We start from the raw sequence: 18,195 nt of genomic DNA on the forward strand, positions 1-18,195 counted from the left end.
ATTAATTTAAAAAAGTTTACTTTGCTCTTGTGTGAGCGAATCTATTTTTCGGATTTTTATATCCTTAAAAAATATTTCAGCAGCTTCACTTTGTAATTGAATTTTTCCCTTTGTTAATGGTACATCCTGATTCTGCTCGTCTATATACCTAGAGTTCTTTAGAATCATTACGATTTCTCCATTTACCACATGCAAACTTTTGTCTTCGAAACAATATAAATCTAGTGTATTCCATTCATCATGTGGCTTTTCGTAATTACCGCTTCGTAAACAATAATTTCTATAGGGACTGTTCATACTTAAGGTAATAAAATCTTGAGATTCATGTGCCATAGGATCTAAAACCGATTCTGGTTTATAGGCACGTATATCAATGGCAGAATTTGCCTGACTCCAAAAATCTCCTGTATGTCCTTCCATTATCTGGAATTCCTGAGAAAGCATCCATGACCTCCAATACTCGACTGCCATAGGCCCAACAGAATGGTATAAAATTCCCGAATCTTTAAGTAAATTTTTTCTATACGCCCATTTTTTATCACCCCACTTATATTTCAATTGAAAATGGTAATTTTCATACTCTTTTTTTGTGATCAGACAACCATAATATTCTCCTGTATTTCTAATTAAGACATCCTCTCCTTCCTGAAACGTAGTAAAAACATTATACAAGGTATCGTTTAAGCCAATTGGCTCAATATCCTCTCCTTTGTCATTTTTAGGTACCGAACCATCATAACCAGGTTGGTGCTTGTAACTGAGATAAGTATCCCAATTGTTCAAATCCTCATCTATTAACTCTTCCCACTCATAAACTTCACCAAGGTTTTGTTTAACATCTTTTTTTTTCTGAGAACAAGAAATTAAAAGAAAAAAAAGAGGGATAATAATTTTATACATTTTCATGATATTAGCTTTAGTTAGTTCGCTTATTTTAAAGATTCAGTATATTTTTAATTAAAAAAATAACCCTAAAAGGGTTCTATAAAATTAAAAAATTCAATTTTTATAGGTTACTTTAGCCTAGTAATATTACAAAATAAGATAAGCTTTGTGTGCCAATATCTTATTTTAAATCATATGTTCAGTTTTTATCTAAGTATATAAAGCTGCCTTTACGTAGAATACAAGGCTACAAACCCAAGGTTCAGTTTTTATCTAGAAATGTAGATGCTGTAGTTATAATAAATCCTATTAGATTTACAAAAAACAAAATATATTATGACAACTATTACTAGTACAAAAAAGAAAAAAAATAACACTAGACCTAGACTCCTATGGAAATTTTCTCTTCTGGCGGCGTTGATATTCACAAACACCAGTTGTTTCTCCCAAAGCGAAAAATCTACAGTAAAAATTGAAGAAAATAAATCCGAAGCAAAGGTTACAGGACTAAAATACATTTGTATACATGTACTAGAACTTGAAAAAACCTTAAAACTTTATCGCGAAATTCTAGGGTTTAAAATGACCAAGGCCGAAGTTCTTCATGGTCCCGGACTGGAAGGAATGCTTGTAATGAAATTAAAAACAAATGACTTAACCATAGGTTTATCCTTAACAGCCCCTGAATTTATCGATACAATAGGCCCAATAGGAAACACTAATCACAATCACTTTATGCTTAAAGTTAACGATATAAGTACTATTGGAGATAAGTTAAAAGAAGAAGGATATGAATTAGAAAATGAGCATTACGCACGTGATAAATACACATTCTTTGTAGGGCCTAACGGAGAAATTATAGGTTTATCTGCATGGGATTAATGCCATTGATTCTTGTAATTTATTAGATTTATCCTAACTAATGATTAAGATTAATTATGTAAAGCATAGTTCATCTAAACTTACATAGCTTAGCAATAACATATAAAAGTGTAGTCACAGAGCGTTGATAGAATCCTGTGGCTACACTTTTTTTATCCCAATACCACTTTTTAAACCTCAAACAGCGTTTTTCCCTCAACACACTTTACTAAACCGATAAATCAGCATTTTAACACATTTATCTTTATCTGTAAACACGTTAGTGCTCATACAAAAGACTGAAATACATTAATTAGCTTTTGAGTGGTGGCGAGAAGAAATTCGAAAAACCAAAATAACCAACTAATAATTAAAAACCTTCAGTTATATTACGCGTTTTTATAAACAAAAAAGCCTGATATTTTCATATCAGGCTTTTCATTTTGCTCCCCCTCTTGGGCTCGAACCAAGGACCCTCTGATTAACAGTCAGATGCTCTAACCAACTGAGCTAAGGAGGAGTGTTATTTTTGCTTTAGCAACCTAAAGCGGGTGCAAATATAAATGTTTTTTCAAATTCACCAAACAATTTTTTATTGTTTTTATTTAATTAACCATTTGTACAAATCATTCCCATTTGCAAAGAGTAATAATGCTATTAAAATAAAGAATCCTGTCATCTGCGCGTACTCCATAAATTTATCACTAGGCTTTCTTCCCGTAACCATTTCGTATAACAAAAACATTACATGCCCACCATCTAATGCAGGTATCGGTAATATGTTCATAAAGGCTAATATAATAGATATAAAAGCCGTTGCCCCCCAAAATGCTGACCAGTCCCAAGCGTCTGGAAAAATGCCAGCAATGGCAGCAAAACCACCCACACCTTTATATGCACCCGTTGAAGGGTTGAATATTTTTTTCATTCCCTTAATATAATCAGACAACGTTTTTATCCCTTTATTTATGCCTGCTGGTATAGATTCTACAAAAGAGTATTTTACAGTTTTTAACTTTAGAATTCCTTTTGCCTCCATGTCATCTAAACCAAGTAAACCTGGAACAAACCCTATAGTAGCAGTATCACTTATTACAACTGGTATTTGTTTTTCTACTCCATCTCTTTTTACCCTAAGAGATATTTCTTTTCCTTTATTTTGTTCCAAAATAGGCTTAACCTCATCAAAATAAGAAATGTTTTTATCCCCAATTCCTACAATTTCATCATTTGCCTTAATTCCTGAATTTTTATTTGCAGATTCTTCCGGAACCTCTGCTACAATAAATGGCCTCCTAAGAGTTAGGAAACGCATTTTATCTTCATCTTTAATTAGTGTAGCTATGAAATCTTCCGGAATTTCTTGTTCAATGGTAGAACCATCTCTTTTAATAGTAATAGTATTACCATAAGCGATATCTCCCATGATAGAACTAAATTTTTCTACTTGTTTCCCATCCACAGCTAAAATTAAATCCCCAGTTTTAACTCCTAGTTTATCTCCAATAGCCTTTTCTGTAACCCAAAAACCATCTTTTAAACTGTCTGCCTGTATATACTCATCTCCATATGACCAAGCCATACCAATATAAATTACTACTGCAAGAATAAAGTTCACTGTTACTCCTCCTAACATAATTATTAATCGCTGCCAAGCCGGTTTACTTCTAAATTCCCATTCCTTAGGCTCTTCTTGCATAGCCTCTGTATCCATACTCTCATCAATCATTCCGGAAATTTTAACGTAACCTCCTAGTGGCAACCATCCTATTCCATACACAGTCTCTCCTATCTTCTTTTTAAATAAGGAGAATTTTACATCAAAGAACAGGTAAAATTTTTCTACTCTTGTTTTAAATAATTTTGCAGGTATAAAGTGACCCAATTCATGTAGTACAATCAGCAAAGAAAGACTTAAAAAGAATTGTATGGTCTTAATTAAAATAGGATTCATTTTATTATATATAGTTAAAATCGGCTCAAAAATACATCTTTAGAAAGTCTTAAAAAAAAGAAACTATGGGGAGTATCTCTATTTTAAGAAATAATTAGATACAATCTAGATGCTTTATTTTGATGACTATACAAGACTAATGTACCTTTGTAAAAAAAATTATGGGTTCCTTTTTTAGTAAATACAAGTTTTTTGGAATAGTAATGCTTATTCTTTCTGCGGCAATTATATATTTATTTTATAATGCATTAACTCCTAAGAAAACACTGCAAATATATCAGCCAGCAATGGTAAATACCGAATTAGTAGATAGCACAGTACAACACGTAAAAAAATACCATACCATTGCTAATTTCTCATTAACCAACCAAAACGGAAAGACCATAACTCAAGAAGATTACAAGAACAAGATTTACATAGCAGATTTCTTTTTTACCACCTGCCCTACTATTTGCCCTATAATGACAAAAAACATGGGAGACATTCAATCTAAAATAATAAATGATGAGGATGTTCTTTTACTTTCGCATTCGGTTACACCAGTTATAGACAGTGTAAGTCAATTAAAAAAATATGCCATTGAAAAGGGGGTTAATGATTCTAAATGGAATTTGGTAACTGGTGATAAAAAAGAAATATATAAACTTGCCAGAAAATCATATTTAGCGGTGAAAAATGATGGCGATGGCGGCCCTTTTGATATGGTACATACTGAAAATTTTATTCTCGTGGATAAAGAAAAACGCATTAGAGGGTTTTATGATGGAACTAAAAAAGAAGAAATTAAAAAGCTATTAACCGATTTAGCCATCTTAAAACAAGAATATAAAGAATAGTATTTTCCCGAATATATTTTATATAAGACACTAAAAACTCGGCTTTTTCCCTTATTTTTGCGCTTAATTAAAATCAATCTAAATAAAGATTAGTGATTACTGTTGCAAATTTAAAGAGAGGACAAAAAGGTATTATCAAAGATTTTGCTTATGATTACCTTCCTATTAAATTATTGGAACTTGGTTGTTTACCAGGAAATTTAGTAGAACTTGTGCAAATTGCTCCACTTAATGACCCCCTTTACATTAATGTTAATGGCTCTCATATAGCAATAAGGCGCTCCATAGCTTTAAAGATTGAGTTAAATATAGTTTCTGAAACTCTTTAACCTATGAGCAAACAAATTAATGTAGCACTTATAGGCAACCCAAATACCGGAAAGACTTCCGTTTTTAACCAATTAACCGGTCTCAATCAAAAAGTTGGTAATTATCCAGGTATTACTGTCGAAAAAAAAGAAGGCGTTTGCAAATTACCCAGAGGAATTAAAGCACATATTCTAGATCTTCCTGGCACTTATAGTCTTAATACCACATCTCTAGACGAAAGCGTTGCTGTAGAGCTTTTATTAAATAAAAACGATAAAAATCATCCGGATTTAGCTATTGTAATCTCCGATGTAGAAAACCTTAAAAGAAACCTTTTACTTTTTACACAAATAAAAGATCTTAAAATACCTACTCTCCTAGTCATAAATATGGCAGATCAAATGGTAAAAAAAGGTATTGTAATAGATATAGATTTTTTAGAAAAAAAGCTAGATACTAAGATTGCTTTAGTAAGTTCTAGAAAAGGAACGGGTATAGAAAAACTAAAAGAGTTAATTACGGATTACAAAAACCTATCCGCCAAACCCTGCGTAGATGCAACAAAAATAGATACAGATTATTTTGGTCGATTACAACAAACCTTCCCGAAAGAAGATTTATACAAATTATGGCTTGTTATTACACAAGACGTAAATTTTATGCCCATAGAAAAAAAACTTACTAAAGACGCTTCTTCTTTTGTAACTAAATCTAAATCGGAACTTAAAAGGTTACAACAAAAAGAGACCATTTTAAGGTATAAATTCATTAATGAAACTTTAAAAGAATCCTATTACATAGATACCAATGCAGCAACAGGCACTAGAGCCATACTAGACAAAGTTTTAACACATAAAGTATTCGGTTATGTTATTTTCTTTGCTATTCTTCTTCTAATTTTTCAAGCTATATATGATTGGAGTAGTATCCCCACGGACTTTATTGATGAATCTTTTGCAAGCGCAAGTGAATGGATTAAAAACACCTTTCCAGCAGGAGCCTTTACTAATTTAATTGCGGAAGGAATTATTGCTGGTATTGGTGGAATTGTACTTTTTATTCCACAAATAGCTCTTTTATTCTTATTCATTGCTCTCTTAGAAGAAAGCGGTTATATGAGTAGGGTTGTATTTTTAACAGACCGTATAATGCGTCCGTTTGGTTTAAGTGGAAAGAGTATTGTTCCCTTAATTTCTGGGACCGCTTGTGCTATTCCTGCAGTAATGGCCACACGTACTATTGAAAACTGGAAAGAAAGACTTATTACTATTTTAGTAACTCCATTTACAACTTGTTCAGCCCGTTTACCAGTTTATTTAATTATAATATCCTTAGTCATTCCAGAAGGAAGGTTCTTAGGCTTAAATTACCAAGCATTAACCTTAATGCTGTTGTATTTACTCGGTTTTGGAGCTGCCATAATTTCTGCCATGATTTTAAATAAAATATTAAAAATTAAAAGCAGATCTTTTTTTGTAGTAGAAATGCCCAATTACAAACTACCCTTGTTTAAAAATGTAGCATATACGGTATGGGAAAAAACAAAAAGTTTTGTTTTCGGAGCAGGTAAAATAATACTTGCCATCTCTATTATTATTTGGTTCTTAGGTTCTAATGGTATATCCGATAATTATAAGAATGCAGATACTATTATTCAAAATAGAATAGAGAAAAACGGTCTTTCCTCCTTTAATAAATTGAGCATTTCCAGAGATTTAGAAACTTACAAAGCCGAACTCTTACTTAGTCCTTCTAAAATTATATACCAAAAGAAACCAGAAGTATTAAACGATTTATTAATTTCCAAAGAAGAACAACTTCTAAAACAAGCTAAAAACCAAGAAATTGCAAGCTTTAAATTAGAAAATTCCTATATGGGGTATTTAGGAAAAGCTATAACCCCAATTGTAGAACCTCTAGGATATGATTGGAAAATTGGCATTGCCGTTTTAACTTCTTTTGCTGCCAGAGAAGTATTTGTTGGCACTCTTGCTACTATCTATAGTGTAGGCAGTGATGAAGAAGATACTATTAAAAATCGCATGGCCGCAGAAGTAAATCCAAAAACAAAAAAGCCATTGTTTAATTTAGCATCCGGAATTTCTTTACTATTATTTTATGCTTTTGCTATGCAATGCATGAGCACATTAGCTATAGTAAAAAGAGAAACAAATACTTGGAAATGGCCCGCAGGGCAATTAGTATTTATGAGCATATTTGCTTATATTGTTGCTTTAGCTGCTTACCAAATACTAAAATAAATGGATATTTTACAACACATTTTGGTTTATGTAACTCTTACAATAGCAGTTGGTTTTCTAGTGAAAAAATTTTTACTTCCCAAACCAGTAAAGCTGCAAAAAAAAGGTTTTGAAAAACCTTGCGGACAAAGTGGATCTTGTAACTGTAATTAAATTAAACACTTTATTAGTTTATTACATCTTCTTGGTAACAAAACCATTTTGTTATCGTCTATTCGATACATTATAGTTCTTAAAAAAAAGATAAAACTATACTAAAGAAAATAAAAATAGGTATACAATCTATTTTTCATTGCTTTAGTTTGCAATATAAATCAACACAAAATTGTATGGAAAAAATTACTTTTTGGCTTTTATCTATTGTTATTACAACTATTTTCTCCAGCACGCAGGCCCAAACTTTAACAGCCACTGTTATTGATTCTGCCAGTCTAAAACCGATTCCCTACGTTACTGTAAAATTAAATAACAAAGGGGTTATTACAAATGAAGAAGGGCGTTTTAGCTTTCTTTTAAACAAAGAAATTAAAGAGACCGATTCTCTATTTATATCCTGCATTGGATACGCAACATTAGGAAAACCCATAAAAGAAATTACCGGGAGTACTATTTCATTAGCTCCTATGGCAATAGAACTTAACCCAGTTATTGTAACAAATAAAAACTACACTCCAGAAGAAATACTTGAAATTGTAGAAGACAGTATTCTAAAGAATTATAACCTAGGACTTGCCAAAAAAAGAGTTTTTTTAAGAGAAACCTATAATAGTAGAATTTTAAAAACAGATTATACATTAAAGAAATCTACTATAAAAGCCTTTAATAAAAAATTTATAGACGATCTTATTAGTCAAATCCCTAAAAACAATACGGTTTACAATGAAGCTCTAGGAGATTTATATGGTGCGGGAGATAGTGAAGAACAAAAGCTAAATCTTATTAAAGCATCTGAACTATATGATAAAAGTATGGAACTAGATTTTGAAATTCTAGAGAAAAAGTTCAATAAAATTATGCAAGAAAATGTAAAAACGGACTCTTACTTTAAAATAAAATCTGGGCTTTTTGGAACCAAAGTAGATGCTGATGAAATGTTTGAGTCTGAAGTTGACTCCACAGATGTTGCCGCATTAAATAAAAAATTAGCAGACGAAAAAAAGAACAAAGAAGAAAGAAAAAAGTTTTTTGCCAAATATAAAAGAGAAACCATGGGGAAACTCTACGAGAATATTCCTATTTATGAAAGCTCTGATTATAATGTGCTCTTTAAACCTGGACGGTATGATTTAGCTCTTGAAGATTTTACTTATTTAGGAGATGCTGCCGTTTATGTTATTACATTTAAACCAAAAAGGTCTGAAGATTACCAAGGAAAACTTTATGTAAATTCTGACGATTTTGCATTAATTAGAATGGATTTTGAAAATGTAAAACCTTTGCGTGATTTTGGGTTACTTGGCGTTTCGATGAAAGAATATTTAGCCGCTGGTAAAATTATCTTTAGCAAAGGGGAAGATAAAAAATATCATTTGAGCTACTATGATATATCCAAAGGAATCAAAGCTGGGTTTCGTAGACCACTAAAAATAATTGAAAAGAATAAAAACGTAAAAGGCCGTAGAAAACAAAATGAGCTTTCGTTAAAAGTAGATTTTGCTTTTGGGAATATAAATAGATATGAACTTGTTGTTTTTGATGAAGCTACTATAAGCAACTCACAATATAATTCCTTCAAAGAAAACAATACTATTTTACCAACGTATATGCCAAATTACAATCCCGATTTTTGGAAAGGACATGAAATAATAGAACCTAACCAGGCTATTCGTGAGTTTATTTCGAATACAGAAATTATAGAATAACAGTGTATAATAACATTCCCCAACCCAATACTAGTAATAATCCTCCAAGAGGAGTAATAGGTCCTAAAAATCGCCATTTTTTACCTTTGGCAGCACTTATACAAAGTCCATAAATACTAAACGAGAATAGAAATACTCCAATGATAATACAATAAACCATAGCTCGTTCTAAGCCTGTCTCTAGTTTTAAACTAAACCCTAGCATTAGTAATAGCAGCGCATGGTACATTTGATATTTAACACCTGTTTCAAAACTCTTTAATTGGTCTTCATTTAGTATTTTCTTTAATGCATGCGCACCAAAGGCACCTAGAATTATTGCTAAAGCGCCAAATAATGCCCCAAAAAATTGAGCTATAACTATCATTGATTAATTTTTAACAACGAATATAGCCATATCAACCAAAATAGGTAAGGTTAAAAAATTTTAATTAAATGTATTTACCACTACTGTTTGCGCTTTATTATTAGTCAAATAAATAGGAGAAGTTTTAAAAAGAGTTTCTACTTGGTTTTCCCAATCTTGGGCAATGGCAAAATAGCTAATATTAGTTACCGCCATTATCTCATTACAATCCTGACAGGTATGTTTACAATCTAAAAAATGATGCGCAAACTCATGAAAAGCAACAATTTTAAGAATTTCTGGATCTAACATTGCCGCCCAGCTTATTAAAATTTGATTTACTTTTCCCGATGCATTCCTAGACACTTTTCCAAGTACTGTATTTTTCTCTTCTAAAGGTAAACTACTGACTATATCTATATTTTCTAATTGAAATAGCTTTGCGTGATAGTCTATTCCATATTTCTCGCACTGTTCAAAAAAATCGTTCAAGAGTGGTTGTAAACGTCCATCAATATCTACACTTTTTTGGGAATACAAATAGGATGACAGACTTAAAAAAAGAATTAAAAATACGAATGCACATTTTCTCATCGTAGAATGGTTTAAAAGGTTAGATTTGGTAAGATTTTACAGGTAATATTTCCTTTTTAATCTTTATTCACTAACGGAAAACCACTCAATATATTTCTAATTATCTGTTTTTTAACATTTTACAAATAATTTAATTTTGTTTTTTTAGAGCATTTAATTTACTCTCAAAAAGAGAAAAAAGCTCTTTTGTTTCTACACTATCTTTGTAATTAAAAAATAGCTTTAGAGAATCTTGGTACACTAATCGGATTTTCTGTTGCTCAAAATTATCAACAAAGACATATACTTTTTTATCGGTTAACGAATCTTTAAACTCTCTATACAGTCCATTACCTTTAGACAAGGCCGAAAAGCCGTTTAAACGCTCCATAGCGGGTATTCTCTGTACCATTGACACACTATCTACATCAACGAATTTTATTTCTTTATAATAAACTCCAGAAACCATTTTAATACTGTTTGGCTCTATTTTAGTCCAATTTTTATAATGCACAATAAAGGCCAATAAACATACTGTTAATGTTATTAGGAGTATTAAATTCCATAGCCAATGCCTCTTTTTATTTGCCATGTATCTTATTCTTTCTTTTCATTATACTTATTAAACCAAGATAAAGTATGGGCAATTTTCGTTATTAAATTACTCGGCCTTTTTGCAATACCATGACTAGCTCCTGGAATTTCAACTAAAACAGTTTCTATTTTTCTTAGCTTTAATGCATGATACAACTGTTTTGCTTCACTAGGAGGTGTCCTCAAATCATTCATACCGACCATTACCATAGTAGGGGTTTTAATATTACCAACGAGAGAAAGTGGCGAAAATTTCCAATAGCCTTCAAAATTTTCCCAGGGCTGCCCTGGATATCTAGAATTTGCATACCCAAAATAATTATCCGCCACAAGAGTTTTACTAATCCAGTTCATAACTGGTTTAGCAACAACAGCTGCTTTAAACCTATTATTCTTTCCTATCATCCAAGCTGACATTATGCCCCCTGCGCTACCCCCTGTAACATATAACTTTTCTTCTTGAGCAATTCCTTTTTTTATACAAAAATTTACCCCATCCATAACATCATTATAATCTTCTCCTGGATAATTGTTATATAATAAATTAGCAAATTCCTCTCCATAGCCAGTACTTCCTCTCGGGTTAGGATAAAAAACTATGTAACCCGCAGAGGCATACAATTGCATTTCCGCAGAAAAACGATCTCCGTAGTTAAGTATTGGCCCACCATGATTTTCCACTAAAAAGGGATATTTTTTTGCTGTATCATAGTTTGGAGGATATACCACCCAACCCTGAATTTTTCTCTGATCTATAGAAGAAGTATACCATACCTCTTCTACTTTTCCTAAATTCTTATACGAGAACAAAGCTCTATTTAAAGTTGTAATTTTCTTTACTTTTTTTGATTTTGGATGTACAATAGCTATTTCCGAAGGGTATTCTGGGCGTGTTTGCGTATAGGCTATAGCTCCACTTTTAGAGACTGTAAAAGATCCTCCCGCGTATGGCCTACCTATAGAAGTTCCTCCTTTATTATCGGCTAATTTGGTAACCTTTCCTTGAAGAGTAATATGCCCTATTTTACTATTTCCTTTATCATCATAACCAAAATAAAGCCCTGCACTTTTACTATCCCAAACAATATTAGATACACTCCTATCTAAATCTTTAGAAATGACCGTTGAATTACTACCATCAACATTCATTATATGTAATTTTCGAACTTGAAACGCTTGTAATTTATCTTCAAAACCAATGTAGGCTATTCGCTTTCCATCGGGCGAAATAACTGGATTACTATCTGGACCCTTCCTATTGGTTATAGCAATTATACTTCCATTAGTTACCCCAACTTCATACACCTCACTATTTCTAAAGTCGTACTCCCAATCTTCATTTCTGTTCCCCGAAAAATAAATTTTATCTCCTTTTAGAGACCAACTTAAACTTCCTCTATGGTGATAGTTTCCTTTTGTAATTTGTCGCACTGCTCCCCCTATTGCGGGAACTACAAACAAGTGATTAAACCCTGTTGGAATATAACCCATGCCATCTGCCTCATGATACAACCTGTCTGTAATTCTTGGTGCATCAGCCCATTTAGCTCCTTTAGGTTTTTCAGGCATTTTAGCCAATACCGGTGGGGTTTGGGGTACATGCATTGAAAATGCTAATTGTGTGCCATCTGGAGACCATGTTAGTGAACTAGGGCTAAAAGGTAATTGCGATATTTTTGCAATTTTTCCTGATGTAAACCAATACATGTAAATTTCGGAACCTTCTTCTGTACTACTAACAAAGGCTAATCTATCTCCTGACGGAGACCATCTAGCACTAGACTCTGAGACTTCTCTCGATGTTAATTTTTCGTGTTTCGTTCCATCGGTGTTAATTACCCACAATTGACCAATGGACTTGTCTTTCATAATATCAAAACCCATTCGCCTATAAACCACCATATCTCCGTTGGGAGAAATTCGAGGGTCCGACACATACTCTAAATTATATACATCTAAATAAGAGAATAAAGTTTTCTGTGCGCTTATACAATTAATCCATAATTGACTTAACACAAAAAATAATAAGAAGGGCTTTTGCATTGGTTTGTATTTTAATTAGTCACCTTAAACTTAACCAATACTAAAGGATATTACAAATACATCCTACCCAACAATTATTTATTTAAAATTGTACGTTAGACCAAACTGAATAACATTAGAAAAGAAGTTCTTTATTGTATAAAACTCGTAGGTAGCATTGATTTTAGTAAAGTCGGTAATTTTGTAAGACATATTCCCAATATACCTTTCAAAATTAGGTTCGTCTTTTTCCATAAAAATTCCAAAATCCGCTTCTAAATTAAATTTACTTTTTTCGGATCCCAAAACAAGGAAAGCTCCTGCTCCACCAAGGATTCTTTCTTTTGCCATCCAATAAGGATAACCCGATTTACGATCTATTGTGCCAATACCCCCCGCTCCTTCTATCATTGGATAAAGTTTAAATTTGTTTAATGAAATAAGTTTATATTCTAACCTACCTAATAACATATGATCATTCTCTTCATCTGTATAATAGTTAGACTCTAAAGATAATACGGGCTTAACTAGTTTACCTATCGCCATTTCTTTATAGCCTGTAAACTGAATTCTATAAATACCTAAAGAATGTCCTGGTCCTGATCTTACAGGGAAAGTTTCTAATTGAAAAGCAGTAAAGTTCTTTTTTTTAGAATAGTTAACTCCCGCGCCAGCCTGAAAAAAGAAATCTCCAAAATTATCTCTTTCTAAACGCCCTCTCAAAGAGTACTTATATTTTTTACTAGACTTCTTAGTAAATCCGTATTCTAGACCCATTAAATCATGGCCAATATTTTCATTATTAGAAGGAAAGCCTTCCAATTTAAACATAGTACTTTGGGTTACAGAGAAACTATGCATATCTCCGCTAGCATTATGAGTGCTATAACTTAAGTTATTAGATAATGCGGTTGGTTTTAATTTATCATTAATACTAAAAGAACCAAAACTTATAGAGGACCCCCTTTGTTGCCTTATATTTTTAGCAATTAGTTGTCCTATTTCTGGATCTAACAAATCTCCATATTGTCTAAATATTTGGATCTGCTCTTTAAGTTCTAATCCTTTAACCTCTTTATTAAGAGCTCTTTTGTATTTTTCATCAATTTTTTCATCGGGAATACTAAATGCTACTTTGGCAGATTCTTTTATTTTCCCCTCATAAAGCAATAAAGTTGCCATGAATAAACGTATATCATAATCTTTAGGATTATTAGTAATATATTTTTTAAATACATTTTTTAGGCCAGTAATATCATTTACTTCATAAAACCAAGACATTTTATCTTTTATTACAATTCCATCGGAACACTCTACCCACTCTAATGCCTTTTTATACTTTCCATAATCTGCATAAGTTTTAGCAATTTTTGTTGCCAAATGCTCTAATTCTTTAGAACAACTTTCTTTACCTTTAAGCTCTTCGGTAACTTTTTTAGGGTTATTTGCTAGCAATAAAGCTATGTAATAAGGAAAATCTTTTTCCTTCATTTTTTCAAAATTTGAAGAACTTAAGGTCCAAAAATCTATTGTTTTTTGATCTATATTATGCGCACATTTATGCCACTCTAAAGCTTTATCAAATCTTAGGTTATCAGCGAAAGTCCAAGCAATTGTAGTTGCTAATTCTACATACATTTCATCACATGGATTTAAGATTAAAAGTTCTTCTACTAATTCTTCGTCATTATTATCGATTAAATGATTTAAATAAAGTGTAGCGTTTTTAGAGTTAGGTTGTATACTAACTAATTTTTTTAGTACTTCTTTAATCTGCTTACGATTTGGTTTTGTGTTAAAATAATCCACATACTCTAGTAAAACGGCTGTATCCTTAGTTTTCCATTCTATCTGTCTGGTGAGCCACAGTTTGCGCTTAGCATCACTAGGATAACCAATCGTTTCATTAATTTTTCTCGAAATGTCCGCGGTATTTTTTGACTTATACCTTAAATAATAACTATTTAATTGTTTCCAAACTTCTTTTTCTCTTTTTTGCCAAGTCATATATTTGGCATACTCCAGCCAAATATCGGAGCTTGCATTAGGGTTTTTCTTAAAATTTTCTTCAATTAAGTCGGTTGCTTTATTTAACTCACCATCTACTACGTACCTATTTACCAAATCGGTCATCGGGGTCATTAATTTTTTGTTTATCTCAAACAATTCATAGGCTTTATTAACTTCTGGTACCACTACATTATTTGGCTTACTAATCTCCCCTGATTTAGCAAACAAGTCTGGGACGGCAATAGATGGGTTTCTTGTTTTTATGGAATATAAAAAGCCATCTAACATCCTTGTTTTCTTTACTTCTAATTCTTCTTTCGCTAATGAATCATCTACCAGAGAGGCATTAGCATCATCTACATACATTAGCCAATAATTACTTTTTTCTTTATTTCTGGCATTGCTGCTTTCTACCTCATACATTCCATCGAAATTAGAATGCCTATAATAGGCATAACGCCAATCCATAGTTCTCTCAGAAGCCTTTGTTGCATTCAAAAATCTTGAAAACGGATGATCTCTCTTATATTCCGATATATGATCATGAAAAGTATCGTACATTCCTTTTTTTCCGTTTTTGGAATACCAATTTAGTTTATGCTTATTCCTATAACTAAAATGACCACTAGTTAATGCATTAGATTTATCTGGAATTTGATATACATCATCTGGATGTATAAAATGCGTCCATACTCCCGTATATAAATACATAGATTCTATAGCCCAAATATTCGTGGCTTCTAGAAAATACCCACTACTAATTCTAGGGAAATCGAAAAATTTATCATTATAAGGGTCTGGTCCAAATTCTCTATTACCTCCTTCTTCTAAAGTTCCTAAATATATACTTTGCATATATTTAATACTTGGCATTCCTTGGTGAAGCTTGGCCAGGCCGACACTATCTATATAATTAGATGGAGGCACATAAGAAACAGGTAATTTTTTAAAGTCTAGTACTTTCCATTTTTTTTCTGCAGCATCTAATGCTGTTACCATATATTCCGGATTCTTCCAATCAGATTTTAATAAAGAAACATGATTATATCCATGGAAACCTAGCTCATGACCACTTTTAATAACATCTCTACCTATCCAGCTACTTAATTTTTGAACTTTCCCATCTATATTTACAGTATTTCTATCCCATTCTTTAAAAGTAAAAGGCGGAATTACAACCGCATTGTAATCAAAAGTAGTATAGGCAGTATATTCTATATTCTCTTTTATTGCGAGTTTTTTCATATCGGGCCACCATACATCTTTTACGTATTCTGTTACCGTAATATTTAATTCTGTCTTAATAGGTTCTTTATAAATATTATATGTCGGTGAAGGAAAATCATCCAAAAAAATAGTAGCTACATTAGCAATAGGATAAGGAATTCCTTCTAGACCTTTAAGAATACTTGAAAACATAAATCCACGCATACCCTTATTTAGTAGATTAGAGGAGTTAAAAAACATTACCCTACCATTACCAATTTTATTTTCTAACAACACAGGGTAATCGTTATCATTAGTAGCATTAACCATAACCTGAACATTATCCGAAAAATTGCGTCCGTTAAAACCCAAATGAAGACCATCATCATTATACTTTAACCCTTGCTTTCCTGGAAAAATAGGTGAGTTAAAACTAAACCCTTGTGCAGTTTTATTTGTTTCCCAATTAGCATCCGGATTAAGGCCAATTAAAAACCCAAGTCTTTCGTCTTTAATTGCTTTTGTTAGATATAAAGTACCTCCTTTAGCTACAAAATTCAAAATAGCTTTTATTGCATTATCCTTCAATGCTGTAGTTTCGTATACACACAAGACCCTGGTCGTTGGAGCAATTTTTTGATTTTCATTAAAATCCTTAATAAAAATATTTTTGTATGGTATTTTAGTATAATCTAGTACTTTGTTTAAGTTTTTACTCTCCAAACTACTGCTATACTCATTTCTACTCCCTAAAAATTGAACAAGAGGCAGTTCTTTACTTTTCTCTGGAATACTAAATTCATGGGTAAATCTATATATGTCTCTTTGACATCCAATCGTAAAACCCAATATAAGGAATAGAAAACCTAGCTTTATTCTATGGATCATAAATCAAAAATTAAATCATTTAGTTTAGAAGCATTTTCTTTGTTTACTATTTCATAAACAGTAAGAAAATCATCTTCGAAATATACTTTTACGTTTCTGCCTCTTTTTTTAAGAATATCTATTTGAGACTCTATTTGTAATACGGTTTCCTTAGTAACCTTAAATTTTTCATCCGTAGAATTAGCATTGTTTTTTGCTATAAAAACGAAAACACTATTGGGCAATATATTACTAGAATTACTCTTCATTAATTCTTCATCACCCTTGATCATTTGATAAATAGAATCTCTTTTAGTATAGGCTCCATTAAAAAGATTATAATTAATAAAATGATGCTCACTCTTCCCAATACTCTGCCCATAATTTTGATTAACTACGGCATAAGAGTATGGCAAATAATTACTCGATAAATCATCATAAACCAAAAGAATATCGGTTTTAAGTTCATCTGTTTCATCAAAATTATAATTTGAGAAACTATTTGTAAAGTAAGAAGCAAATACTAACACAATGAATATAGATGCTATACTAATAGCCCTATTTTTTCTTTCCTTAGGTACGGAAATTTTAAAATAGTAAAGTATTATTCCACTAAATATACCCACTAATATAACAACTAGAATAGATAGAATTTGGTAATATAAATCAATATCAATCCATGGCCAATCTAGCCATTTTAGTGCGATTGTAAAATTTAAAAAAACCAAAAAAACCATTGCTGGAGTCCATTTTTTCCTATTCTTAATAAATAATGGCATTAATCCTAAAAATGTTATAACCCCAAGACCGGCATATACAAGAACTAGCTTATCTATTGGTATAACCAATTGCGGAAAATACGTATAAACATCTACCAATATCATACTTTGTTTTATAAACGTAATAAAGGATATTCCTAATAACCAACACGTTATTGCGTGTATAGTCATTACTAAAGAGGTAGCTAAAACATAACTTAGTATGCTTCGTAAAATATATGGTAAACTTTTTTTTGTATAAAATAAGATAGCAGCTATTAAAAAAATCGGAATAATAATTATGGCAACAAAAAAACTCACAAAAGCCAATGCCGTATAAAGCATAAATAACACTATAAAATATTTACGCTTATCTTTAGTAAGCAATTTGGGAATAACAGTAAAAAGCATTGCAGGCAGTGCAAACCAAATGGCCATATACAACGCATTGTGCTCCAATAAAAGATTAATATTTATTGGAAGATACTTGTAGAAAAAACCAAAAAACAATACTCCAATCATTGGAGCCAAAAAATTAGATTTAGTAATTTTAACCAACACCCAATATAACACTAGACTAATTCCAAATGTTTCTAAAAGCCCAAAAGAATGCACTGCCATCTCTTCACTTATTCCGGTAATTTTACTGTAAAAATTAATCACAGCATTTTCGCCTAACAATGTAAAACCTGGACTAAACCAAATATTATTATTAATACTTTTTACAAATTCTAAATTTTGAATCCATAACCCTGAGAGCGTATATAGGTCATTTTTTAAAAAAAGATACCTAGACACAAAACACGCCATGGACACTAAAAAGGCAGTAATAAGCATGAAGTTTAACTTTT

General features: G+C 31.7%; 13 protein-coding genes and 1 tRNA gene. 5 read left to right on the plus strand and 9 right to left on the minus strand.

What is annotated here, in order from left to right; translation table 11 throughout:
* Nucleotides 1–6 precede the first annotated feature (6 nt).
* Nucleotides 7–906: a DUF1080 domain-containing protein gene (locus Q0856_RS04305; protein ID WP_298502947.1), complete on the minus strand. Its 900-nt coding sequence runs from the start codon at nt 904–906 to the stop codon at nt 7–9.
* A gap of 315 nt (nt 907–1,221) precedes the next feature.
* On the opposite strand from Q0856_RS04305, the gene Q0856_RS04310 reads away from it, so the two are divergent.
* Nucleotides 1,222–1,767, plus strand: a complete 546-nt coding sequence (locus tag Q0856_RS04310; protein ID WP_298502950.1) for a VOC family protein — start codon at nt 1,222–1,224, stop codon at nt 1,765–1,767.
* 425 nt (nt 1,768–2,192) lie between these two features.
* Here the strand turns inward: Q0856_RS04310 and Q0856_RS04315 are convergent.
* Together Q0856_RS04315 and rseP are read right to left on the minus strand one after the other, a co-directional pair.
* Nucleotides 2,193–2,266 (minus strand) — tRNA-Asn (locus tag Q0856_RS04315).
* Nucleotides 2,267–2,347: 81 nt separating this feature from the next.
* Complete coding sequence (rseP, locus tag Q0856_RS04320; RefSeq protein ID WP_298502952.1) at nt 2,348–3,700, minus strand: RIP metalloprotease RseP; 1,353 nt, start codon at nt 3,698–3,700, stop codon at nt 2,348–2,350.
* A gap of 161 nt (nt 3,701–3,861) precedes the next feature.
* On the opposite strand from rseP, the gene Q0856_RS04325 reads away from it, so the two are divergent.
* From Q0856_RS04325 to Q0856_RS04340, 4 genes are all read left to right on the plus strand, one after another.
* Nucleotides 3,862–4,536, plus strand: a complete 675-nt coding sequence (locus tag Q0856_RS04325) for an SCO family protein (protein ID WP_298474597.1) — start codon at nt 3,862–3,864, stop codon at nt 4,534–4,536.
* 92 nt (nt 4,537–4,628) lie between these two features.
* Complete coding sequence (locus tag Q0856_RS04330) at nt 4,629–4,865, plus strand: FeoA family protein (protein ID WP_298502954.1); 237 nt, start codon at nt 4,629–4,631, stop codon at nt 4,863–4,865.
* A 3-nt stretch (nt 4,866–4,868) separates the two neighbouring features.
* Entirely contained in the window at nt 4,869–7,106 is a 2,238-nt protein-coding gene (feoB, locus tag Q0856_RS04335) for a ferrous iron transport protein B (RefSeq protein WP_298474600.1), read from the plus strand.
* 329 nt (nt 7,107–7,435) lie between these two features.
* Nucleotides 7,436–8,968, plus strand: a complete 1,533-nt coding sequence (locus Q0856_RS04340) for a carboxypeptidase-like regulatory domain-containing protein (RefSeq protein ID WP_298502956.1) — start codon at nt 7,436–7,438, stop codon at nt 8,966–8,968.
* Here the strand turns inward: Q0856_RS04340 and Q0856_RS04345 are convergent.
* From Q0856_RS04345 to Q0856_RS04370, 6 genes are all read right to left on the minus strand, one after another.
* Nucleotides 8,958–9,335, minus strand: coding sequence for a DUF423 domain-containing protein (locus tag Q0856_RS04345; protein ID WP_298502958.1), 378 nt, complete (start codon nt 9,333–9,335; stop codon nt 8,958–8,960). The two genes, Q0856_RS04340 and Q0856_RS04345, sit on opposite strands and share 11 nt — an antisense overlap.
* A gap of 60 nt (nt 9,336–9,395) precedes the next feature.
* A complete protein-coding gene (locus Q0856_RS04350; RefSeq protein ID WP_298502961.1) occupies nt 9,396–9,908 on the minus strand; it encodes a hypothetical protein in 513 nt (170 codons plus the stop codon).
* A gap of 130 nt (nt 9,909–10,038) precedes the next feature.
* Nucleotides 10,039–10,479: a hypothetical protein gene (locus Q0856_RS04355; protein WP_298502963.1), complete on the minus strand. Its 441-nt coding sequence runs from the start codon at nt 10,477–10,479 to the stop codon at nt 10,039–10,041.
* A gap of 5 nt (nt 10,480–10,484) precedes the next feature.
* Nucleotides 10,485–12,524, minus strand: a complete 2,040-nt coding sequence (locus Q0856_RS04360; protein WP_298502966.1) for a S9 family peptidase — start codon at nt 12,522–12,524, stop codon at nt 10,485–10,487.
* Nucleotides 12,525–12,602: 78 nt separating this feature from the next.
* Nucleotides 12,603–16,607 carry a DUF2194 domain-containing protein gene (locus tag Q0856_RS04365; RefSeq protein WP_298502968.1) on the minus strand — a complete coding sequence of 1,335 codons (4,005 nt, stop codon included), beginning with the start codon at nt 16,605–16,607 and terminating at the stop codon, nt 12,603–12,605.
* Nucleotides 16,604–18,181: a hypothetical protein gene (locus Q0856_RS04370; protein ID WP_298502972.1), complete on the minus strand. Its 1,578-nt coding sequence runs from the start codon at nt 18,179–18,181 to the stop codon at nt 16,604–16,606. Before Q0856_RS04370 ends, Q0856_RS04365 begins: the two co-directional genes overlap by 4 nt.
* Nucleotides 18,182–18,195 lie beyond the last annotated feature (14 nt).

The sequence above is a fragment of the uncultured Maribacter sp. genome (assembly GCF_947496775.1).
In the GTDB taxonomy this organism is placed as follows: Bacteria; Bacteroidota; Bacteroidia; order Flavobacteriales; family Flavobacteriaceae; genus Maribacter_B.